General features: G+C 40.8%; 26 protein-coding genes. 12 read left to right on the top strand and 14 right to left on the bottom strand.

Annotated elements, in window-relative coordinates; all coding sequences use genetic code 11:
- Positions 1-18 precede the first annotated feature (18 nt).
- On the bottom strand, positions 19-237 hold the full coding sequence (locus JWQ34_RS08695; RefSeq protein ID WP_299356520.1) for a hypothetical protein: 219 nt from the start codon (positions 235-237) through the stop codon (positions 19-21).
- Positions 238-487: 250 nt separating this feature from the next.
- Here JWQ34_RS08695 and JWQ34_RS08690 point away from each other — a divergent pair, with 250 nt between their 5' ends.
- The 4 genes from JWQ34_RS08690 (at position 488) to JWQ34_RS08675 (ending at position 2,588) form a co-directional block, all read left to right on the top strand.
- Entirely contained in the window at positions 488-1,180 is a 693-nt protein-coding gene (locus JWQ34_RS08690) for a S24 family peptidase (RefSeq protein WP_299356518.1), read from the top strand.
- Positions 1,180-1,659 carry a hypothetical protein gene (locus JWQ34_RS08685; RefSeq protein WP_299356516.1) on the top strand — a complete coding sequence of 160 codons (480 nt, stop codon included), beginning with the start codon at positions 1,180-1,182 and terminating at the stop codon, positions 1,657-1,659. The genes JWQ34_RS08690 and JWQ34_RS08685 overlap by 1 nt, the downstream gene beginning before the upstream one ends.
- A gap of 138 nt (positions 1,660-1,797) precedes the next feature.
- Positions 1,798-2,160, top strand: a complete 363-nt coding sequence (locus JWQ34_RS08680) for a hypothetical protein (protein WP_299356514.1) — start codon at positions 1,798-1,800, stop codon at positions 2,158-2,160.
- Between the two features lie 71 nt (positions 2,161-2,231).
- Positions 2,232-2,588: a helix-turn-helix transcriptional regulator gene (locus tag JWQ34_RS08675; RefSeq protein WP_299356512.1), complete on the top strand. Its 357-nt coding sequence runs from the start codon at positions 2,232-2,234 to the stop codon at positions 2,586-2,588.
- 73 nt (positions 2,589-2,661) lie between these two features.
- On the opposite strand, the gene JWQ34_RS08670 is transcribed toward JWQ34_RS08675, so the two are convergent.
- Positions 2,662-5,919 (bottom strand): TonB-dependent receptor, encoded by a 3,258-nt coding sequence (locus JWQ34_RS08670; protein WP_299356510.1) that lies wholly within the window; start codon positions 5,917-5,919, stop codon positions 2,662-2,664.
- A 241-nt stretch (positions 5,920-6,160) separates the two neighbouring features.
- Here JWQ34_RS08670 and JWQ34_RS08665 point away from each other — a divergent pair, with 241 nt between their 5' ends.
- A complete protein-coding gene (locus JWQ34_RS08665) occupies positions 6,161-6,673 on the top strand; it encodes a DinB family protein (protein WP_299356508.1) in 513 nt (170 codons plus the stop codon).
- A gap of 105 nt (positions 6,674-6,778) precedes the next feature.
- Here JWQ34_RS08665 and arsB read toward each other — a convergent pair whose 3' ends face one another.
- The 10 genes from arsB to JWQ34_RS08615 form a co-directional block, all read right to left on the bottom strand.
- On the bottom strand, positions 6,779-7,840 hold the full coding sequence (gene arsB, locus JWQ34_RS08660) for an ACR3 family arsenite efflux transporter (RefSeq protein WP_299356506.1): 1,062 nt from the start codon (positions 7,838-7,840) through the stop codon (positions 6,779-6,781).
- Positions 7,840-8,259, bottom strand: a complete 420-nt coding sequence (locus JWQ34_RS08655; protein WP_299356504.1) for an arsenate reductase ArsC — start codon at positions 8,257-8,259, stop codon at positions 7,840-7,842. Before JWQ34_RS08655 ends, arsB begins: the two co-directional genes overlap by 1 nt.
- A gap of 18 nt (positions 8,260-8,277) precedes the next feature.
- Complete coding sequence (locus tag JWQ34_RS08650) at positions 8,278-8,802, bottom strand: DUF6428 family protein (protein WP_299356502.1); 525 nt, start codon at positions 8,800-8,802, stop codon at positions 8,278-8,280.
- Positions 8,803-8,850: 48 nt separating this feature from the next.
- Positions 8,851-9,180, bottom strand: coding sequence for a metalloregulator ArsR/SmtB family transcription factor (locus JWQ34_RS08645; protein ID WP_299356499.1), 330 nt, complete (start codon positions 9,178-9,180; stop codon positions 8,851-8,853).
- Between the two features lie 109 nt (positions 9,181-9,289).
- Complete coding sequence (locus JWQ34_RS08640; protein ID WP_299356497.1) at positions 9,290-10,036, bottom strand: LytTR family transcriptional regulator DNA-binding domain-containing protein; 747 nt, start codon at positions 10,034-10,036, stop codon at positions 9,290-9,292.
- Positions 10,037-11,071, bottom strand: a complete 1,035-nt coding sequence (locus JWQ34_RS08635; protein ID WP_299356495.1) for a sensor histidine kinase — start codon at positions 11,069-11,071, stop codon at positions 10,037-10,039.
- 28 nt (positions 11,072-11,099) lie between these two features.
- Complete coding sequence (locus JWQ34_RS08630; protein ID WP_299356493.1) at positions 11,100-11,951, bottom strand: DUF5668 domain-containing protein; 852 nt, start codon at positions 11,949-11,951, stop codon at positions 11,100-11,102.
- A gap of 122 nt (positions 11,952-12,073) precedes the next feature.
- Positions 12,074-12,643, bottom strand: coding sequence for a YbhB/YbcL family Raf kinase inhibitor-like protein (locus tag JWQ34_RS08625; protein ID WP_299356491.1), 570 nt, complete (start codon positions 12,641-12,643; stop codon positions 12,074-12,076).
- A gap of 48 nt (positions 12,644-12,691) precedes the next feature.
- Entirely contained in the window at positions 12,692-13,729 is a 1,038-nt protein-coding gene (locus tag JWQ34_RS08620; protein ID WP_299356489.1) for an agmatine deiminase family protein, read from the bottom strand.
- 126 nt (positions 13,730-13,855) lie between these two features.
- Positions 13,856-14,725: a carbon-nitrogen hydrolase gene (locus JWQ34_RS08615; protein WP_299356487.1), complete on the bottom strand. Its 870-nt coding sequence runs from the start codon at positions 14,723-14,725 to the stop codon at positions 13,856-13,858.
- A 201-nt stretch (positions 14,726-14,926) separates the two neighbouring features.
- On the opposite strand from JWQ34_RS08615, the gene JWQ34_RS08610 reads away from it, so the two are divergent.
- Positions 14,927-15,895 (top strand): lysylphosphatidylglycerol synthase transmembrane domain-containing protein, encoded by a 969-nt coding sequence (locus tag JWQ34_RS08610; protein ID WP_299356485.1) that lies wholly within the window; start codon positions 14,927-14,929, stop codon positions 15,893-15,895.
- An 18-nt stretch (positions 15,896-15,913) separates the two neighbouring features.
- Entirely contained in the window at positions 15,914-16,618 is a 705-nt protein-coding gene (locus JWQ34_RS08605) for an SDR family oxidoreductase (RefSeq protein ID WP_299356483.1), read from the top strand.
- A gap of 101 nt (positions 16,619-16,719) precedes the next feature.
- Here JWQ34_RS08605 and JWQ34_RS08600 read toward each other — a convergent pair whose 3' ends face one another.
- Positions 16,720-17,007, bottom strand: coding sequence for a hypothetical protein (locus tag JWQ34_RS08600; protein WP_299356481.1), 288 nt, complete (start codon positions 17,005-17,007; stop codon positions 16,720-16,722).
- 46 nt (positions 17,008-17,053) lie between these two features.
- Positions 17,054-17,392: a single-stranded DNA-binding protein gene (locus JWQ34_RS08595; protein WP_299356479.1), complete on the bottom strand. Its 339-nt coding sequence runs from the start codon at positions 17,390-17,392 to the stop codon at positions 17,054-17,056.
- A 150-nt stretch (positions 17,393-17,542) separates the two neighbouring features.
- Here JWQ34_RS08595 and JWQ34_RS08590 point away from each other — a divergent pair, with 150 nt between their 5' ends.
- The 5 genes from JWQ34_RS08590 (at position 17,543) to JWQ34_RS08570 (ending at position 23,034) form a co-directional block, all read left to right on the top strand.
- The gene (locus tag JWQ34_RS08590) at positions 17,543-17,908 is read left to right on the top strand and encodes a hypothetical protein (RefSeq protein WP_299356477.1); all 366 of its coding nucleotides are present in this window, start codon (positions 17,543-17,545) and stop codon (positions 17,906-17,908) included.
- An 80-nt stretch (positions 17,909-17,988) separates the two neighbouring features.
- Positions 17,989-19,053, top strand: coding sequence for an NADH:flavin oxidoreductase/NADH oxidase (locus tag JWQ34_RS08585; RefSeq protein ID WP_299356475.1), 1,065 nt, complete (start codon positions 17,989-17,991; stop codon positions 19,051-19,053).
- Between the two features lie 104 nt (positions 19,054-19,157).
- Positions 19,158-19,577, top strand: a complete 420-nt coding sequence (locus tag JWQ34_RS08580; protein ID WP_299356473.1) for an OsmC family protein — start codon at positions 19,158-19,160, stop codon at positions 19,575-19,577.
- A gap of 938 nt (positions 19,578-20,515) precedes the next feature.
- Positions 20,516-20,845, top strand: coding sequence for a nucleotide pyrophosphohydrolase (locus tag JWQ34_RS08575; protein ID WP_299356471.1), 330 nt, complete (start codon positions 20,516-20,518; stop codon positions 20,843-20,845).
- Positions 20,842-23,034 (top strand): DNA/RNA helicase domain-containing protein, encoded by a 2,193-nt coding sequence (locus tag JWQ34_RS08570; protein ID WP_299356469.1) that lies wholly within the window; start codon positions 20,842-20,844, stop codon positions 23,032-23,034. Before JWQ34_RS08575 ends, JWQ34_RS08570 begins: the two co-directional genes overlap by 4 nt.
- Positions 23,035-23,420: the final 386 nt, after the last annotated feature.

The raw sequence follows: 23,420 nt of genomic DNA, 5'->3' as shown, positions 1-23,420 counted from the left end.
CGCAAAGCATAAGAAGATTTAAAGCCCCTCTCCTTTAGAGAAGGGGTGGGGTGAGGCCACGGGGTAGGCGGGCACCCACCCGGGTATGTATTTTTGTATGGCAGTAATTTCTTTACTGTATTTATTGCAGGCGTTTTGATAGGCTTTAAAGCGGATGCTTAATTGGTCAACGGTAGTTGGTTTGGCCTGTGCGGTTTGATTATTTGTATTTTGTAATGCGGAGTAAGCGATATGCATAGGTTTGGTTTTATTATCTGTATTAATGTATTAGTATCGGCATGTAATTTTCGCTTTCATTATTAGGTATATACCCATAACTTCCATTTAAATGTTATTCCCTTTATTTCTTTATTCATATTTCTGTATATTCTTTAGTATTTATTTGGTTTGTATATAAATTTATGTTAGATTAGTTGCGAATTGGAATACAAATATAAAGAAAAATCTTTAACAAAGTAAAGAAATTTAAAAATAATTTTCAACAATTATGGAAATCCCTGAGAAAGCAAATAAGATAAAAACGGTTCGTCCTGAAACACTGGAGTTTATAATTTTATACAATCAGCTTAAAGGAAAAGCTTTTACCGGTAACGCCCAATTAGCCGAGGCGCTTGGCTTTAATTCGCCCGCATCTATTACAGAGATCATTAAGAGCCGCCAAAATATTGATCCTGAGAAATTCAGGATATTTAAAGAAAAATATAAAGATTTTATTGCGGGTACGGCTTATGTGACAAGTACCCAGGTATCTAAAGTAGGCGAGGGTATACCTATGTATGAAATTATCGCCACAGCATCTGGTGTTGAGGTGTATAATGATATTAATGATGCTACGCCGGTTGGCCGCATGAATTTTCCGGGTATTGAGGATTGTGATTTTGCTTTACCGGTTTGGGGACACTCTATGTATCCTTATTTAGAGAACGGCTGCTGGGTGGCTTTGAAAATTATACATGATAAAAAAATATTGCCAGGCGAGGTTTACTATATTGAGTGGGGCGATTACCGTATGTATAAAAGGCTTTTACAAGGTGCTAACGAGGACGAAGTTATTGCCCACTCTGATAACACTACCGAAATGGTTGGCAACCATCTTAAATACGCGCCTTTTATTATTAAAATTGCTGATATAAAAAAACTTTGCCTGGTTAAGGATATTCATAAAAAACATAATCATTAATGGATAGCGTAACCATATATCCTTACAGTAAGAAAAATAGTATAGTCACTATTATAGTAATGCTTATACTAGGCGTGCTTTTTATATCGAATGTTTATAAGGCATATAATATTAATGACAGGTTTGATTTAATTGTATTTGCCATATTTATTATGGTATTGGTGGGCGTATTAACCATAGTTGTATTTAGACGGCTTATGCCCTCGCTACATAACGATGCCATATTGGAATTTAATGAAATATGCCTGGTAGATCACCTGAGAAATATTACTATTAACTGGGAAGATATAGAATCTATGGGTTTTAGGCGTACTCGCAGCTCATCATTAATTATGGTGCATTTAAAATGGGAATCAGACCATGGTAAAGATATTTCTATTTCGCTAAGATGGGTGGAAGGTAAGGACCTTGAGATCTATAATACCGCGTTGGCTTATTTTGATAGTTTAGCAACACCCCAAGCGCTGGACGACAACTAAACTACAGCGTATTGCGGCGGACTTATGAGGGACATGTACATACAAACTGAGAAATGTTTTAACCATTGGTTTTTATTTTATATTTTTAAATATTATTCAATGTGTTAAAATATTATTTAATGTGTTAAAATATTATTTATGGATGTAAATGTTTACTTAGTTGGCGGCGTAATACTTGTGCTGGCCATTATCATTATTAATCACCAGAAACAAAAAAGCAGAATGAAGAATTTTCTTCAGGACTCTGGCGATATGCAGCCTATTTTTTTGATGAAAGCCGTTGAAAAGAAAAACAAAGCATTGTCTGATATTTTATATGAAGGTGGTGTAAAACCAGGCATAACTGCGGTTCCACCCAACAGCGGGCCAAAACAAATTCTTATAGGAGAATTAGAGAAACTGGAAAAAGATTATGCCTCCAAAAAGGTCTCGCTTCGTACTTATGATGAGCATCTTTTTAACTTGTTAGAGAAAGCCCATAAACTATCTGCTACAGCGTAATATTACCCCTTATCATTCTTTTAATAAAGGTTTTACTTTTATATGCTACTTTGTTTATACTTGCAGGTATAATGGCAGACGACGGTATAGTAAAGCGTATAAAAGTAATTGTTAAAGACCATGGCGGCCAACTGGCACTTGCCGGCGCTATTGGTGTCGACCAGGGCTTTATAAGCAAGGTCATCAACAAAAAGCAGGAGGTAAGCTATTACCTAATCAGCAAGCTCTGTTTCCAGCTAAAATATTCGCCGGAGTGGTTGATACTAGGCACAGGCGAGAAAAAGATAACTAAGGCCGAATCGCCAAAGCTCATTACCGAAATACAAATGATGCGTACCGAGCTGGATATATTGCATGCTCGTATGCGCGCGTTTGAAATGGAGATAAAAGAATTAAAACAACAACGCAATATCCAACAAGCAGGATAACTAAAAAATATATTCTAAAAAAGAAAGGCCCCCGATTATCGGGGGCCTTTTCTGTATATGTATTATTCTGGAATTAGAAACTGTAACGAACTCCAAATTGCATTTGCCATCTTGAAGTGAACAAATCAACAGAGTAAGGTACTCCAGGATCCTGGAAAGTGTACTTTGGATAAGTTGTTCCAGCATTAGCGAATGACGGTGTACCAGCTTTAATAGGCGTTAAACCAATACTTGATGTTGAGTTAAACGTATTTGGAGAGAAGTAGTATTGTCCCCATTTTTTGTTTAACAAGTTAGTAAGGTTAACAATGTCATAAGTAAAGGTTAACATTTGTTTGTGTTTACCGTTACCAAATTTAAAGTCCTGAGTGAAACGGAAATCCAGATCATTATTCCATGGGGTAAACGCAGCGTTACGTTGTGTAAATTGACCACGGCGAGTGCTTAGGTATTTGTCTTTATCAATAAACTGATCAAAAGCAGCAGCTTGTTGCACTGCAGTAGCGCCACCTGCAACATCAGTAAAGAAATTTGCAGTTTCGCCTACTTTAGGGATATAGGCTAAACTTACTTGTTGGCCTGTTCCATCAATAGCGTTTGGATAAAAACCGTAAGTATATGGATTACCAGATTGCGCGCTAAAGAAGAAAGTAAAGTTAGCAGTATAATCACCTGCAGCATCCCAGTTATGACGGAAGTTAATGTTTGATACTATACGACTGCGGATATCAAAGTTAGAGTTAGCCAAGCCCGGATCATTAGGATTTAAAGCCTGGTTTAACTGCCAGTTAGATTCCATTGAGTTACGTATGCCGTTGGTAACATCTTTTGAATGGCCATAAGTATAAGCTACGTTAGCGCTCAAACCAAACGGAAATACTTTACCAACTTGTGCAGTTAAGCTATAACGGTAACCCTGATTAGTGTTTGATAACTCATAAGCATTAGTATATAACGCGTTAGGCTTAGTATTGATAAATATCGGCTGTTGATGCTGGGTATCGTACGGATAGTAAGTTACATTATCAGTAGTATTTACCTGTTGGAATTTAAGGTCATGGATTACTTTAGTATAAATACCTTCTAAAGTAAATTTCCATTGATCTTGTGTAGTATAATCAACAGCTAAACTGTTTCTCCATACTTGTGGCATTTTAAAGTTGTTGTCAATTAAATCTGCTTGTGTTTGGCTGGCGGGGTCGTTTACGTTAACAACACCACGGTCTTTTACGTAACCGGCACCGCCAATTGCAGGGGCCTGTAATATAGGAGCGCCCGCGGTAGGTGCTTTGTTATCATAAGCACCATAAGTTACACCGTTGTTGTAGAATGCGTAACCTAACCATGCAAACGGGATACGACCGGTAAAGAACCCGCTACCGCCACGTAAAATCAAACTTTGATCACCATTAACATCATAGTTAAATGATACGCGTGGATTGATCTCAACATTATCTAAAAACTTATTAGTAATATCCTTTGGCTTGGTATAGGTAAAGGTATTGCCATAATTTGGATCAACCGGTGCACCTGTAGTTTTTGTGCTTAATGGTTGTTTGTTTGGCATGCCTGCATAATCAAGACGGATACCTGCAGTTAATTTAAAATTATCAGTTATCTGTATTTCGTCCTGGCCATAAAGGCTTAACAAGTTAACTTTAAATTTTGCTGATGGATTAGCTAATATATAATCTCTTGTATTATTAGTGTAGTTATAGTTAGTACGTACACGTGACGGAGCATCGGCTAAGAAATTAGCTACACTGCTGTAAGCGTCGCGGCCGTTCCATGCGTTAACAAAGTTGTACGTGATATCATAAAACTCGTTGTGTGTACCAAAAGTAAATGTGTTTTTGTTTTTGGTCCAGGTTAAGTTATCGGTAAACTCAGTAGTTTTTTGGTGCATATCAAAAATAGCAGCCTCACGGTCTGTACCAACAAATATGGTTGTACCTGGTGTGCGGCCGGTGATCTCAAATTGCGGTAAAGCAGGGTTTGAGTTAGGATCGCGATAATCATGCACGTTTGAGTAGCCAAATAATAAGCTATTGCTTACGTTGTTTGAAAGCTTAGATTTTAACTCGGCAACTGTTGAGCTTGAGTTATTGTGCGATGTATAATCAATACTACCAAAACGGAAGTTTTGCTGATCGCGTTCTAAGTTAGTAGCGGTTGATGAAATAGTGTTATTACGGATAGTTAACTGGTTATTATCATTAATGTTCCAGTCTAAACGATTAAAGTATTTATTTGAGTTGGAGAAAATGGTAGTATTATCATAAGTACCTGCATCAAAACCGGCTGCGGCAAATTTTGCAGAGATAGCCTGTGCATCAGCCAAAGTAAGTATGCTTTGTGAACCTGCAGTACCTGCACCTGCAATAACCGGGTCAACACGGCGGGCAAACTCCTCGCTGGTAAAAAAGAATAATTTGTTTTTGATGATTGGGAAACCTACACGGAAACCGGTATTCAGATCATGAAAAGCTGATGGCAGTTTTGAGCCATCGCCGCCAGAAGCCGGTGCTGCGTTGTTTGGACCTACCATGAAAGCGCCACGGCCATAACCGTATACAGAACCGGTAACATCATTAGTACCACTACGGGTTACGGCATTAATACTACCACCTAATACGTTACCAATTTTAATATCATAAGGGGCAACATAAACTTGTATATCCTGTATAGCGTCTAACGATACCGGGCTTGTACGTGTACTGCTACCTACCTGGCCAGACGCGTTACTTTGCCCGCCTAATGATGGGCTAAAACCAATAGCGTCATTATTAATGGCACCATCAAGCGTTACGTTATTATAACGGTAATTGGTACCCTGGAATGAGTTGTTATTGCTTTGCGGCGTATTGCGGGTTAAATCCTGCAAGCTTCGGTTTAAACTAGGTTGTGTGCGTATCTGGTTGGCGTTTATACGGGTGCTTGCACCTGTTTTTGCCGGGCCTGAATTTGCTTTTACCTTAACTTCGCTTAACGAGGTTGAACTTTCAACTAATAAAAAGTTAAAAGTCGCATTACCTAGTTGTAAGGTAATATCGCTGCGCTCATCTTTTTTATAACCTACATAAGTAGCGCTTATTATATAAGGGCCACCCGGGTTAATGTTTTGAATGTTGTAATGGCCATCGGCATTGGTTTGCGCCGCGTATTTAGTGCCGGTGCTGGTGTTTAATACGGAGATAGAAACACCGGGCATTGACATGCCTTTTTGGTCGCTAACCTTACCGGTTAAAACCGAGGTTGTGATCTGCGCGTTTGCAATTCCTGCAACGCCCAGTATTAGAAAGGATAATAGGATTACGTAAATCTTTTTCATGAGTGAATTTTTATGCCACAAAGGTGTAGGTGTAATGTTAAGAATATGTTAACTGGGCATTATGTTTAATTCAATAGCTTAACAAGCCGTGGAAAACTGGGGTGATGTGTATAACTATCTATGTAATAATTAATATTTGGATAATTTACTGTTACGATAATATTAAAAAGTTCCTACTGACATAGGGCTGTCACTGGCTCATAGTTTCTTTGTATCAACAAACACTAAAACCATAAAAGCTATGTCAATCATCAAATTATTATTAAAAGAAATTGAGCAGGAAGCTCAAACTACCCGTAACCTATTAAGCATCGTTCCAAACGATAAGTACAACTGGCAACCACATCCAAAAAGCATGAGCGTAATGAAACTTACCAATCATATTGCCGAGCTGCCCGGCTGGTTAACTATGGCTGTTACTACTGATGGGCTTGATTTTGCCGCCAACCCATACGAGCCAACCTTTTTTAGCAATACGGCCGATGTATTAGAGGTATTTGAAAATCAACTGGCAGATGGACGCGCAAATCTGGAAGCAATGAGCGAAACCGAATTAGAAAAACCATGGATCTTACGCAGTGGCGACTACGTTCTGTCTGCCATGACTAAATACGAAACCATCCGCATGACGTTGGCGCAAACTATACATCATCGTGCGCAGCTAGGGGTATACCTGCGATTGCTAAATATACCTATCCCCGGCAGCTACGGCCCAAGTGCCGATGAGTTGGAGGAAATGAAACATTACGCATAAACTGTTTATAGACTTACGAAGTTTTAAAACGGCGAAGCCCTCAATGAGGCCTTTAAAAAAATAACAATACCGAATTAAACTTCGTAAGTCTAACTATTAGTCACTTTACCACTTTAACCTCCGCCTAAACCAAAACGCTACATTAACCAAGGCGATAAGCGCGGGTACCTCAACCAGTGGCCCTATCACACCTGCAAAGGCTTCGCCGCTATTAATACCGAATACGCCTATAGCTACTGCTATGGCCAACTCGAAATTGTTGCCCGTGGCAGTAAATGCTATGGATGTGCTGCGCGAATAATCGGCACCAAAATACTTGCCGATGAAAAAACTTAACAAAAACATTACGGCGAAGTATATTATTAATGGCAAAGCTATCAGCAATACATCAAACGGTATATGTACTATTAAACTACCTTTAAGGCTAAACATCACTACTATGGTAAACAACAGGGCTATTAATGTTATAGGCGATATAAAGGGTCCATATTTTGTTTGGAACCATTCCTCGCCTTTAAATCTGATAAGCGCATAACGACTTATAATACCCGCTGCAAAAGGCAGGCCCAGATAAATACCCACGCTTTTGGCAATAGCGCCTATGGTAATGTTAACTGCCTGCCCCTTTAACCCAAATATCGGTGGCAGCACGGTAATAAATACATAGGCATAAACACTATACAGCAACACCTGGAATATGCTGTTTAAGGCAATCAACCCTGCAGCATACTCGCGATTGCCATCAGCCAGCTCGTTCCATACTACTACCATAGCTATGCACCGTGCAAGGCCTATCAGTATAAGCCCTACCATATAGGCGGGATGGTTGTGTAGCAGTGTTATGGCCAGCACAAACATTAGTATGGGGCCTATTACCCAGTTTAATATTAATGACGCGGTTAGTACTTTAGTATCTTTAAATACTTTGCCCATGTTCTCGTACTTTACTTTTGCTAGCGGTGGGTACATCATCAGTATCAAACCAATAGCTAATGGTATATTGGTAGTGCCGCTTGAGTACGAATTTATAAATGCTGCCGATGACGGCACAAAATTCCCTATAACCACACCAACGGCCATTGCTATAAATATCCAAAGGGTAAGGTAACGATCTAAAAAGCCTAGCTTTTTACGTTCGGCAACCGGGGCGCAGTGGTCGATAGCCATTATTGAGGTAGGTTTTGGCTAATGAAACTATGGGCATACTCTTTTATCATATCGCGCACACGCCTAAACTCGTTCATGACCTCATCAGGCGTGCCGGTTGCTTTAGCCGGATCAGGGAAATTAAAATGGAAACGCTGCGCCTGGGTAGGGAAGTAGGGGCAATTTTCCTTGGCATTATCGCATACGGTAATTACATAATCAAACGGAATACTCACGTACTCATCCACATTATTTGATGTATGATGGCTAATGTCAATACCATCCTCGGCCATAACTTGTATGGCTTTAGAGTTAACGCCGTGGGTTTCTATCCCGGCGCTGTAAATAGCGGCTTTATTGCCGGCGAAATGTCTTAAATAGCCTTCGGCTAGCTGACTGCGGCAACTGTTACCGGTGCATAGTACTAATATGTTTTTCATTATAATAAGGGTTTATAATTAGCAGCAACCACCACCCGGCTCACAACAAGCGGTAGCAGTAGCTAAGTTTTTTAATTGGATTACGGGTTTAGCAGCCGGGGTACCACAACTACCGCCACGGCCAATGGCTTTGCATTGTACGGCATCGGGCTTCAGATCAACAATAAGGTTATCGCCATCAATGGTAAATGCGTTAGGCAATAGCTGGCGGGTATCAAAAGCCGAATTACCAAACTCTATTTTAACTATTCCCAGCGGGTTTAGCGGCAGGGCCCTTTCAACTACATTAATTATATCCAATGCTTTGTTAACTTCCATAGCGCGTAATTGCTGTTGATTTTGGGGCTCATAAAGTTGTATGATGATCTCTGTCCAGGCGTTCATTACCCCGCCGCAATCAACCGATGTTATGGGCGCTTGTTTAATTTCTGTTATGTGATAGGTGGCATCAACCCATTTATCTTCGGCATATTGAAATTGTAGTTGTAAGGTTGGGTTGGCTATTAAGATTTCTTTAAATGTTTGCCAGTTTATAGTTTCCATATTCTTATTATTTAATTGTAATATTACGATGGATTGAGACAAATTTTTTTAACAGCAGTTTTTACTATCGGTATACGCGCCGAAGAAAGTACCTAACTCGGTACTTAACAATTTCCAGGCATCGGGCTCAATGCAATAGCAAACGCTTACACCTTCAATAGTTCCTTGTATCAACCCTGCATTTTTCAACTCTTTTAAGTGTTGCGATATAGTGGCTTGCGCCAAGCCCAACTCATCAACCAGGTCGCCACATATACAAGCGTTAGCATTTATGATATACTGCAAAATAGCAATGCGTGCCGGATGTGCCATTGCTTTAAGCATTATGGCCAGCCGGTTTTGCTCTGCGGTGAATATTTCAGTTTTGGTTAATCCCATTATATCGCAATATTACGATTGATCGGTGAGATATGCAAATATTAGATTGAAAAATAAGTTTTGTGGCGATTATCTTGGTTATTCGCCGTAACAATGCGGCGAATAGAGCCTATATCCCCAAAACCTGTTTCAGCTTAACATAGCCGGTTTTACTAACCGGTATCTTAGCGCCTGACTTTAGAATGGCCAGGTGGCTGTCTTTTTCGTAAGGGTCAATACGGGTTATTTCCTGCACGCTTACTATGTAGCTGCGGTGTACGCGTACAAACTGGCGGGCATCAAGCGTTTGCTCAAAAAAGCTCATGGTCTTATTTTTAAGGTATGAGCCTTCCTGCGTAAATACGCTTACGTAATCATCATCAGCTTGCAGATATTGTACATCAGCAACGGGGATTATCTTTACCTTGGTGCCGGTTTTTACCACAATACGCTCATGCTGGGCAGGCGAGTGGGAGGCGGTTTGCAACAACTGCTCCTGCTCTTGCTTTGGCGCAACGGTATGTGGTGCTTGTGCCAGAAATTTCTCTATAGCTTTATTAAAACGATCTTTGCTGAATGGTTTTAACAGGTAATCGGTAGCGTGCGCCTCAAAGGCTTTGATAGCGTACTCATCAAAAGCGGTGGTGAATATTACAGCCGGTTGCTCATCAACCAGTTCAAGCATCTCGAAGCCGTTTATTTTGGGCATTTGCACGTCCAAAAATATAAGGTCTGGCTGGTGTTGCTGTATGGCTTTAAGGCCCTCAAAACCATCGCCACATTCCTGTAGCACTTCTATCTGGGGGAAACCTTGCAGGTACTCTCTTACAACCATGCGAGCCAGTGGCTCATCGTCAATTAATAATGCACGTATCATTTACTGCGGTATTTTAATTATGGTTGTAAATATATTATCATTTGCGTGAGTTTCCATTAAATCATTACGTGCAAAAAGTAAATATAATCTGCGTTGTACACCACTTAAACCAAAACCGGTTCCCTGGCGTGGGCGCGAGGTCTTAGGGTCGTATGGATTTTGAACTATAAGTTCCAGGTAATTACCTTCTAATTCGGCGCGGATGCTTACTACTACATCATCCGTAGTATCATATAAACCAAACTTTATGGCATTCTCAACCAATGGCTGTAATAACATAGCAGGCATAACACTTTCGCCGCAGCGCTCATCGCAGCTTATTTCCGTTTTAAGGCGATGGCCGAAGCGTACTTTCTCTATTTCGAGGTATAAGTTTAGATGTTGTAGTTCTTCGTTTAAGGTTACCTGTAACTGATCGTCTTTTTTAAGGGTACCACGCAAAAAGTCTGATAGCTGGTGTATCATTTTACGCGCTTCATCGGGCTTAAAACCGATAAGGGCGTTGATGGAATTTAAGCTGTTAAATAAAAAGTGGGGTTGTAATTGCTGACGAAGGTTATATAATTCGGCATCCCGGGCCAATTGCTCGGCTTCAGCTTTGCGTTTCTCATTTTCTTTCTGGTCTATCTGCGAGTACCAGATCATACTGATCATGGCCATCCAGCCTATCGCCAAAAAATCAGTAAAAAACCTGATGACGAGCGATTGCATCATAAAGTTGGCATATACCACGCCCTCATTTAAAAAAGGCAATATATAACGGCAACCCGCTGTACAGGCTGCAGCTAATGCGCTGCACCATATCAATATATTAATATAACTGCCTTTACCGGGCTGATAGTAGCGCAGGTTATTATTAATTAACCAGCAGGCGGCGGCAAGCAGTATGGAGCTAATGCCACTATCTGTAGTGGCAGTGTACCACAAAAATCCAAAACCATGGATAATGTAAGCCTGCAAACCTGCCCACGCAAGCCCGCAGGCCAACATTGCCCAACGTATTTTTGAAAATGTTAATGATTGTGATACCGCCAAAATGCGTTAGTTATGTAATGGTTGATAATTAATAGCTGCGTATATCTATGCCAGCAAAAATCGATACACCTTTTAGTACCAATACTTTGTTGCTATCTAAAGGGGCGCTTGTCCTTATCCTTTTATCATCAAAACCGGCAAATATGGATGCCATGTCTGATACGATCATCCAGTGTGCGGGTACAATAATTTTAGTGCCGCCAAACACCTGGGTTACATCAATATAAACACGGCCGCTAATATCAGCCTGCGTAAAGTCAAGTTCAGAACCGCCGCATATGTTTACGATCTCGCCACCCTGAAAATTCTTAGAAAAGATAACCTTTTTTACACCACCGAATATAGATATCGTCTCCAGATGCTCATCGCCGGTAAAACCGGTACCAGTGCTTGGCGGGGTATTAGGCTCGTTAGGTGTGGCACCAACCGTATAATCAACTATAGGTTCGTTTGGATTAGGGTTTGGATTGCCAAAGCCGTATTTGCTGGCTTCCCATTTACGTTTCCAGTCTTTTTTATCCCAATAATCTTGTTTGTGGTTATTGCGCCTTAGTATAAAAAATATTCCGGCTGTTATTAATGCTACCGGCCAGAAAAACGCGCCCGCATCAAAGCTGGGTATAATTTTATCGACCAAAAAGTAACCGCCTATAAGTACCATTACTAACCAGCCCGTGTTGCGGAAGTTACTTTTACCACCCATATAAAGCCCCCAAACAATCAACCACATTGGCCAGCTAATTACCCAGTGCAGGAAGGGGAAACCGTCAAATTGATTTAACAATAAGGCTGCGCCTATTAGAAGCAAAGCTATGCCTGCTAAAACTTTCCCGCGATTGGGTCCGTTTTGATGTTCTATATTATTTATATCGTTATTCATGATGTCTAATTTAAATCTTACTCAAAAGTAAGGCACTAATATAGCTAGCCAAAACTAAAATTGGCGATTATCCTGAAAGAACTCGGTAAACGCGGGGATTTTTTCGGTGAAAAGTTACTTAACTATTGAGGCCGATGAAACAATCCAATATATGCCGCTTTGCCGATAATATGGCCCTGCATTAATTTAAAGATATTGGTCTTGGTATCAAGCGGTGTAGCCATGCCTTTTTCATCCAGTTTGATATCTAAAGCAAACAACTCAAATACATAATGATGCAACGGACCGGATGCCGCGGCGCCAGGACCACGATAACCCACAACAGCGTTGCTTACCTGGTAACTACCATCGGCAAGTTGTGCGCCGGCAGGTACATTTTCTGGTAAAGAGGTTGTAGTGCCGGGAATGTTCCATACCAGCCAGTGTAGGTTATCATCCATTTTTTTATTTATAGCCAGGTCAACATCATGCATCCATAATACAAAACTTTGGGTGCCGGTCGGTACGGTGTTCCAGGTAAATTCGGGCGATACTGCCGTGCCGGTTGGTGATGCTTGTGTATATTTTAAAGGGATTAGAGCGCCATCAGCAAATGCCGATGTGGTTAACCGCATTGGTAAATTGGGTTGTTGCGCAAAGGTTATAGTTATGGTGCTTATTAGCAAAGCAAAAATAATTGTCGATCTTTTCATGGTTGTTAGTTTGTATAAAGCTAAAATTATTAACCGATTGAAACAACCCTACACCTCCGGCTCTTGTTGGCTTAAACAATGAAAGCTGCCCAATCCCCAGATAATATCGGTAGAATCAATACCGACAACTTTCCTGTCAGGGAAACAACCTTGTAAAATCTCAAGGGCTCTATCGTCATTAGCACAACGGTAAGTAGGCACTACCACAGCGGCGTTGCCGATGTAAAAGTTAGCGTATGATGCCGGCAGGCGCTGGTCATCATATATAACCGGGTCGGGCATTGGTAGTTCAATAATATCCAATTGTTTGCCGTTTAGCAGGCGCATGGTTTTTAACGCGGATAGGTTTTCTTGCAGTAAGTGATAGTTGTCATCGTGTTTGTTTTCTTCAACAACGGTAACTACCGTACTCTCGTTTACAAAACGGGTAATATCATCAATATGGCCATCGGTATCATCGCCTACAATACCATCGCCCAGCCATAAAATTTGCTCTGCACCGTAATAGTTATACAGGTACTCTTCTATCTGCTGCTGGTTTAAATGCGGGTTACGGTTTGGGTTAAGCAGACAGGCGGTAGTGGTTAAAATAGTACCCGCACCGTTAAAATCAACCGAGCCACCCTCCATCACAATACCCGGATGAAAAACCGGTAAGCCATAATGGTTGCCAATTTTGGTAGGGATAACATCATCCAGATCAAATGGCGGATATTTACCACCCCAGGCGTTGTAACCCCAGTCTACAATGGCTTTTTGTTTAGTATCCGGATTGATCAAAAACGCAGGGCCATGATCGCGGCACCAGGCATCGTTAGTAGCAAATTCAAAAAACTCAATCTTACTCAGATCGGCACCCACTAATTGCAATTGCTGTTTGGCAAAAGCGGCCATCTGCTCATCTTTAACATTAATGCGCACCAACTCACCCTCGGTCAATACTTTAATAAACTCACAGTATTTTGGGTAAATGGTCATCAATTTACCCGGCCATGATTCTTCCTTGTGCGGCCAACTTAGCCAAGTGGCCCTATGTTTAGCCCATTCGGCAGGGAATGTAAAACCTTGTTGTTTTGGGTGATTCATGGTAAAATATCTTTATAAGCGTCATTGCGAGCGTAGCGTGGCAATCTCTGCACTTGCCAATCAATGTGCACTATAACTGTCTGTTGCAGAGATTGCCACGCTACGCTCGCAATGACGCTTTACTATTTAATCTTCGTCTAAAAGTCTCTTTGTAATTGGCTGATATGAATCAATCCTCCTATCGCGCAAAAACGGCCAATGTGTACGGTAGTAATCGGTTTTATTCAAATCCAGTTCCTGTACGATAACTTCTTCATTACTGTGTGATGTTTGATGTATGATGGTACCAAACGGATTTGCAAAAAATGATCCACCCCAAAACTTAACGCCTGCTTCTTCGCCAACACGGTTTACACTAACTACGTGTACACCATTAGCAACCGCGTGCGAACGTTGGATGATTTGCCATGCGTTATACTGCTCTACATTCGTAGCTTCATCTTGTGTAGTGGCCCAGCCAATTGCAGTAGGGTAAAACAGTATTTCGGCACCCATTAAAGCGGTTATACGTGCAGCTTCGGGGTACCATTGGTCCCAGCAGATCAACACGCCTATGGTAGCAAATTTGGTTTTAAAAACTTTGTAACCTAAATCGCCGGGAGTGAAGTAAAATTTCTCATAAAAACCCGGGTCATCAGGGATATGCATTTTGCGGTACTTACCTAAGTAGGCACCATCCGCATCAATAACAGCGGTGGTATTATGGTAAAGACCCTGCGCGCGTTTTTCAAACAGCGATGCTATAATAACAACGCCCAAATTAGCAGCAACTTTTGATAACTCATCAGTTGAGGGACCCGGAATAGCTTCGGCCAGTAAAAAATTATCATGGTCCTCCACATCACAAAAATAAAGCGATGTAAACAGCTCTTGCAGGCAAACTATCTGCGCTCCTTTTGCAGCCGCTTCTTTTACTTTAGCAATGGCTTTCTGTAAATTTTCATGCTTGTTGGCAATGCAAGTCATCTGCACTATACCTACCTGTACTTTACTCATTCCCCTAAAAATTTGTGTGCAAAAATAGGTTTTTTTAAGATTAGTTGATTAAAGATTAAAGATTAGTTGGTGTTGGTTATGTCACGTATGACCAATATTTCTTGTAACAATATAATTGTAGCATAGTAATTAACATTAATTAACCAATCACTAATCTTTAATCTTCAACCACTAATCTCTAAATTACTACCTTTGCGCCCAATGACAGAAGTAGACAAAAGTATCATAGACGAGGTAGAGGAAGAAATCCACCCGAAAAACTGGAAAGGCACTTTTTGGAATATCGCCAAAACACTTTTAAAATTTGCAGTAACATCTGTTCTGCTATACTTTGTTTTCAGGCACGTGCCGTTTAAAGATGTAAAATACAGGTTATTACACGCTAATTACTGGTGGATGTTAGCCGCGCTGATATGTTTTTTTCTGTCGATAATTGTTTCGTCATGGCGGTTAATGAGTTTCTTTAAATCCATCAATTTAAAGCTTGATCCGCGTTTTAATTTCCGTTTATATATGGTGGGACTGTTCTATAACTTCCTGTTACCGGGCGGCATAGGTGGCGATGGCTATAAAATATGGATGCTGAATAAAAATTATAAGTTGCCAGGTAAAAAGGTTTTTTGGGCCATAATGTTTGATAGACTGAGCGGGTTATGGGCCATCGGTTTAATAACCGTTGTGTTGATATTTTTAATACCTCAGATCGATATTCATATCGGTATCCCGTTAGGGATTTTCGCAGTCGCATCGGCCATATATTATTTTGTAGCCTATAAGTTTTTTAGAGAGTACACGCATTACTTTTTCGCCGGGCATGCAAAAGCCGTTGTGGTACAAGGTTTACAGGTTTTGGCGATCGTATTTATATTATTGGGGCAAGATTTTCATAGTAAATTTTCACCCTATTTATTATCGTTTTTAATATCGGCGTTAGCTACGATTATACCTATCAGCGTGGGCGGAGCAGGTATTCGTGAAACCGTTTTTACCCAGTTGACCAAAGTTTTCCCGATGGATAATACCCTGGCGGTTTTCCTGCCGGGATCATTTTATATCATATCGCTTTTAGTGGCTTTGCTGGGTGCCTATTATGTGTTGAGGCCAAGCCGTCTCGAAGAAGGTTTGCCTAAAGGTGATATAGTTATCGAAGAAGAAAATCAATCAGCATAATTTAATATCAATTAGCTAATGAATATTGTTGTAACAGGAGCCAGCAGCGGGGTAGGATTTGAGGCGGTAGTAGAGTTGATCTTATCGGGTAAGCATAAGGTGATTGCCTTAGCACGGTCGCAAGACAAACTAACGCGCCTTGCCGAAATATGCGCCGGGCTAAATCCGGATGGTACGTTATACCCCATAACATTTGATATTGTGCATGATGATTATGACGGTCTGCAACAGTTTATCACCAGTAATTTTGATGGGCAGATAGACATATTGATAAACAATGCCGGTGTGTTAATAAACAAGCCATTTGCCGAGTTGTTAGAAACAGACTTTGTTGAAATGCTGCAAAGTAATTTTATAGGGCATGTACGCATCATTCAGAGCCTGCAAAAATTTATGCCTGCGGGATCACACATCGTAAACATTGGCAGCATGGGTGGCTACCAAGGCAGCGTTAAGTTTCCGGGACTAGCAGCTTACTCTGCAAGTAAGGCAGCCTTACACACCCTTACCGAGTGCCTGGCACAAGAGTTTGCAGAACAAGGGATAAAAGTTAATTGTCTTGCCTTAGGCTCTGCCCAAACTGAAATGCTGGAGAAGGCTTTTCCTGGCTATCAATCGCCCGTAATGGCTTTTGAGATGGGTAAATACATTGCTGATTTTGCCCTAACCGGTCATAAGTTTTTTAACGGAAAGATATTGCCGGTGGCGGTGAGTACGCCATAAAAAACGCATCAATATAATTGATGCGTTAGGTTTAATATCAAGTGTACGTCCACTAAGTAAAGTGGACACTTTGTTATGGGTTTAATGCCTTGTATTGTAGTTTATTTCCTCAAAAATAACATGATAATGCCCAGAGTAGTAGCAGCCTGACCCGCCCAAAAGATAAACATCCATTTTAGAGAATCGGCTTTAAACTCACCCATTTCTTTACTCAAGTCGTATTTAACCTTAGCAAGATCATCTTTAGTAGCCAATGTCTGGATAGTTGCTTCCACAGATCGTTCTGTTTTATTATCAATGTATTTAAACATAGCCTCGGTAGTATCGTTACCTAATTTATCAGATAACAACTGATATAGCCGGGCGGTTTCTTTTGCTTCTAAGTACATAACAAATATAATGATAAGGTTTAGGATTTAATATCAAAATTACAGGCTAATTCTTGCTGCTCACTTTCAAAAACTCGTTCACCACAATTTCTGAAGTGTATTTTTTATTACCGTCTTTATCTATGTAGCTACGGTTGTTTATCTTGCCCTCAATAATAATTTCATCACCTTTTTTAAGGATGTCTTCGGCTATTTTAGCTTGGGCACCCCATATTACTAAATTGTGCCATTGGGTGTCTGTTATTTTTTCGCCTTTGTCATTTTTATAACTCTCGCTTGTGGCTAATGATAGCTTAGCCAACTTTTTATTAGTGTCAAAAATTTTTACTTCCGGGTCCATGCCCAAGTTACCTACAAGGCGTACGCTGTTTTTTAATGAGTTCATGATTTTTACGTTTAATATTTCTACTTGTTTTAATTGACAGTACAAAGGTGCAGTAGTCATCAAAAATTAGTCGGTTAATAAACGTTTATAGTCGACAATATCCATTTGCAACCGTTTGCAAACGAATATAATATTGAGTACCTTAGCTTTATGGAATCTCCAAAAACATGTCTTGACTGTGGTACACCCATCCACGGCCGTGCCGATAAAAAGTTTTGTAACGACCTTTGCCGCAATAACTATAATAACCAATTGAATAGTGATAGCTATAATATGGTGCGCAATATCAACAACATCCTAAAGCGTAACCGCAGGATATTGGAAGAAATGAACCCCACCGGCAAGACCAAAACCACCACTGCAAAGATGGCCGCCAAGGGTTTTAATTTTAAATACCTCACCAATAAGTACGATACCCAAAACGGCAAGACCTACCACTTTTGTTACGAATTTGGCTACTTACCGCTCGAAAATGACGAAGTGTTGCTGGTAAAACGCGAAGAAAAGATCGATTAAACACCATAAACACCGGTATTTTACAAAACCGTGAGATGGCTATAAATGTTAGTCTCCATATTTGCTGAAAAAATATAGACATGCCACACCTGTTCTCCCCATTAAAAATAAAAGATATTGAATTTAAGAACCGCATAGCTGTATCGCCGATGTGCGAGTATAGCAGCGAGGACGGTTTCGCCAGCAACTGGCACCTAGTCCATTTGGGCAGCAGGGCGGTAGGAGGGGCATCGTTGGTGATTACGGAGGCTATTGCCGTATCGCCCGAGGGGCGTATAAGCTATGGCGACCTGGGCATTTACAAAGACGAGCACATTGCCAAGCTAAAGGAAATTAACGACTTCATCCACCAGCACGGCGCTATAGCTGGCACCCAACTGGCCCACGCGGGTCGTAAGGCTAGCCATGAGTTACCATGGAACGGCAACGCGCAGATCCCGTCCAATCAGCCGAATGGGTGGAAAGCTGTTGGCCCAAGCCCGGTGCCTTTTGCGGATACCGAAGAAGCTCCGCAGGAACTGGACAAAGCCGGCATAGAAAAGGTTAAGGCCGACTTTAAAGCTGCCACAATCCGCGCTATTGCCGCTGGGTTTAAGGTGATAGAGATCCATGCCGCGCATGGCTATTTGCTGCACGAGTTCTACTCGCCGCTAAGTAATAAGCGTACGGATGAGTATGGCGGATCATTTGATAACCGGATCCGTTTGCTGCTGGAAGTGGTGGAGGCCGTACAAGAGATTTGGCCTGTTGGCAATCCGCTGTTCGTGCGGATCTCGGCGAGTGATTGGACCGAAGGCGGTTGGACTATCGAAGATTCCATCGCGTTAGCAAAAATATTGAAGGATATGGGTGTCGATCTGATAGACTGCTCATCGGGTGGGAACGTGATGGCTAAGATACCTTTGAAACCCGGCTACCAGGTGCAGTTTGCCGAGGCTGTGCGCACCACCGGCATACTGACCGGCGCCGTTGGACTAATCACCGAACCTAAACAGGCCGATGACATCATCCAAACCGGGCAGGCCGATATGGTGTTCATAGCGCGAGAGTTGCTGCGCGACCCGCATTTCCCGCTACGTGCCGCGCACCAGTTGGGGCATCACGAAGTACAATGGCCGGTACAATACGAGCGAGCTAAGTGGTGAGTTATGAGTAGTGAGTAGGAAAACACAAACTCACCACTCAAAACTCCCAACTCATAACTCAAATCACTATCTTTACATATATAACAATTAAACCATAAACTAACATGAAACGCACCGCACATGCCCATTGGGCCGGCACTTTAATGGATGGTAAGGGAGAGATCACCACCCAGAGCACTATACTTAACAATACCCAATACTCATTTAAAACCCGCTTTGCCGATGGCATTGGCACCAACCCCGAAGAGTTGATTGCCGCCGCTCATGCAGGCTGCTTTACCATGGCTGTTGGCGCGGCCCTGTCGCAGGCTGGGTTTACGCCGGGCGACCTGAATACCGATGCCATCCTGGACCTGGATATGCAGGCCTTAACCATTGTAGGCATACATTTGGAGCTTAAAGGCGCTGCCATTGCGGGGGTAGACGAAGCTAAATTTAAAGAGATAGCCGAAGGCGCCAAAGCCAACTGCATCATCAGCAAGGCGTTGAATGTGCCTATTACGCTTAATGTGACTTACCAATAACAACAACACATAACCACCCTGTCATTTCGAGCGCTAGCGAGAAATCTATACACGCGCTAATTGACAATGTATAGATCTCTCGTTATGCTCGAGATGACAATACGTTTTAAAAGGCCATGGGGTATACCTGTGGCCTTTGTTGTTAAGTGTACCACAGTGAATGTGTCCCGGTGATACACTTTGGTACACCTGTTTTTGCATGTGCCTGGTAATCAATAATCTAATTTTATTAGTCCGGTTTCATGATACAGTTTGGTACACTTTTACTGATGACCCGTCCTGAATTTACAGACGGGTACATTGCCTTCAGGCCACCGCTGCATGCGCGCCAGATGAGGCGGAAGGGTGTGTTTTGTCGAGTATAACACGTATATACCCGCATTTACCCGCCTGTAGCGGTATTGCCATTACACCCTCATACCCACCTTTGTTGGTGTTATTACCAACAAAACCAACATGCCGGTATTTGTAATAAGGGCGTTGCCTGCGGCCCGCGCTGTACGCTCATACGGCTACAGGCCTTAGGCGCGGGGCCGGTATCCGCTACCATCGCTAACGCGGCTGATGCGCATGGGCCTTTTGTCTGAACCGCTGATTTATTTGATTTGAGGATTACAATGATTTTTTGTAGAGACGCGAAGCTTCGCGTCTCCGGGGTGCATAACACCTGCAACAAGCACAATAACCGTCCGACCACTCACCGCGCGTCATTGCTGTAACGGAAGCAATCCCCAACGCTGGCGCAAGTATGTAGCGGTGGCAAGCGGGCCAGCTACTTGTGCCGTTTTACCTATTTGCTTGGTTGTAGGCACAAGTAGCCTTTTCGCACAGGCTTACCCGACATACTTGCGCCAGCTTGGGGAACACATAGGCTTTTTATTTACCCAAAAATAGTTATACTTTAGTAAATACTTTTCAAGTTATATAAAGCTACCATAATGCAAGATTGGAACAAACTAATTGAGGAATTAACAAAGTTTAGAGAAGAGCGGGAGTGGGCTCAATTTCATAACGCTAAAGACCTTGCATTGGCTCTATCAATTGAAGCATCTGAGCTTAATGAATTGTTTTTATGGAAAAATGCCAACGAAGCAAATGTAGAAAAAGTAAAAGATGAATTAGCTGATGTAATTGGCTATGCATTACTCCTAGCGGAAAAATACAATTTCGATATCAATGAAATTGTGACTAATAAAATCAAAAAAAATGCTGAAAAATATCCTGTAGAAAAAGCTAAAGGAACGGCAAAAAAATATAACGAGTTATGATATTAACTAATCCCTTTGAAATAAGAAGGTATGATTTTAACTCCAACTTGTTTAATGATTTCCAAAATTCTCATCATGCAAAAGACTTATGGCCAATTGTATATATTTTAAGTGATGGCGCTATAAAGGAAGCATATGTTGGCGAAACGACAGATACATATGCCAGAATGAGCGCACACCTAAAAAGCAATTCCAAAAGCACATTATCTACTGTTCATTTAATTTCTAGCGAAAAGTTCAATAAATCTGCCACACTAGATATTGAATCAAATTTGATAAAATATATTTCCGGCGATGGTCAATATAAATTGATGAACGGAAATATAGGTTTGGCTAACCACAACTATTACCAAAAGAAAGAAGTCTATTGGGATATTTTTAAATCGATTTGGGATAAATTAACATCCGAAGGGATAGCTAAACACTCTATTGAACATATAGATAATTCAGATCTATTTAAATACTCGCCATATAAAAGCTTGACCATCGAACAACGCGATGGGCTAATGATAATTCTCAAAAGTTTACTTGATCCTGCTATTAAAAACGTCATAGTTAATGGTGGTGCGGGAACAGGCAAAACGATCCTGGCTGTATTCTTATTCAAATTATTCAAATCAAATAATGATGACTTTAATTTCAAAGAATTTGGCGACGATGAAACTGAATTTATTCAAACAATTCTAGCTTTAAAAGCAAAATACCCAAACCCTACAATGGCATTGGTTGTACCAATGTCTTCCTTTAGAAATACTTTAAAAAAGGTATTCAAGAACATAAAGGGCCTAAACGCAGGAATGGTGATAGGCCCAGCAGAGTTGGTGAAAAATCAATTCGATATTGTGATGGTTGATGAGTCACATAGATTAAGAAGAAGGATAAATTTGGGAACGTACTTCCATGCATTTGATGTTGTCTGCCAAAAGCTTGGATTGGATAAAGATAATTGCAGTGAATTAGATTGGGTTGTTAAACAATCAAATAAGACGATCCTGTTCTATGATGAAAATCAATCTATTAAACCTTCTGATGTAAAAAAAGAAGATTTTGATAAACTAAAATTATCGCCATTAACTAAAGTTGAATTTCTGAAATCTCAATTCAGGGTGAAAGGTGGTAATGGATATGTTGACTATATCAGTAATCTATTAAATTGTAAGCTACCGGTTTCTCAAAAGATATACCAATCAAAAGAATATGAATTTGTTCTATTTGACTCAATTGTGGCGATGATCAATGAAATCAGGCTTAGGGATGCGGAAAGTGGCTTGTCAAGATTAATAGCGGGTTATTCCTGGCCCTGGATCTCGAAAAATGATAAAAGTGTTTATGATATCCAAATTGAAAACTCTAAGCTACAATGGAATAGCGTTTCGGATGACTTTATAAATTCGGATAATGCTTTAGATGAGGTTGGATGTATTCATACAACACAAGGTTATGATTTGAATTATACAGGTATAATACTGGGCAATGAGATCACATATGACAAAGTGAAAAACGAAATAGTGATCTTAAAGGATAACTACTTTGATAAAAACGGCAAACAGTCAATAAGCGATCCTTCTCAGTTAAAAGACTTTATAATAAATATCTATAAAACAATAATGCTAAGGGGTATTAAAGGTACTTATGTATATGTCTGTGATAAAAATTTGAGAGAGTATTTTGCTAGTCATATTGAAAAAAGCAGCACGACCAAAACTATTAAATATCTGAATCATGAAGATGTAATACCTCATGTTAACTCAATTCCGATTTACAATCTAAAAGCTGCCGCGGGTAATTTTAGCGAATTACAAAATGTACCGGTAGAAGATAGAGATTGGATAAAACAGCCTGCAAGATTTAAACCGTCAGAGGATTTATTTGCTTGTACTGTAGTTGGTGAGTCAATGAATAAAATAATTCCAAACGGTTCTCTTTGTTTGTTTAGAAAAGATAATGGAGGCTCCAGAAATGGTAAAATTGTTTTAGTTGGGTCTACAAGTATACAAGATCCTGATTTTGGTTCAAGCTATACAGTTAAAGAATATATAAGTACAAAAAAAGTTGATGGAGACCAATGGAACCATGAATCAATTATATTAAAACCCCGTTCCTATAACCCCGAATATGAAGATATAGTTATATCCGAAGATGAGCTTGCGTACTTGCAAGTAATAGGACTTTTTGAATGTGTATTATAAACTTATATTTCAGACAACAAGCTTCAATTGATTTGCATGTGCAGAGATTGCTTCGTTCCTCGCAAAGACGGGTGGGTGAGGGATGCGGTATTTTAGCAAATTTGCGTTAGCGATGGCGGCGGATACCGGCCTATTTGCGCCTAAGGCCTGTTGCCGTATGAGCGTACAGCGCGGCCTGTAAGGCAACGCCATTGTTCAGTTGGCAGTTATTAGTTGGCAGTTGGTTTATTATCGCTTTAATATTTACTACACCTCCTCCCACGTCCCTATCGGTAGCGTGAGCTTTATGCCCTTCGCTAAAGCGATAAATAACAATAACGCAACGAGCTATAAAGCAAACTTTTTGATAAAAAAGTTGGTTTGCACGTGAAAAAAATTAAACAAGT

This window comes from Mucilaginibacter sp., assembly GCF_028288185.1.
Classification (GTDB): Bacteria; Bacteroidota; Bacteroidia; order Sphingobacteriales; family Sphingobacteriaceae; genus Mucilaginibacter.
The sequence above is the reverse complement of the archived record's forward strand: the minus strand, read 5'-3'. Positions and strand labels throughout refer to the sequence as shown.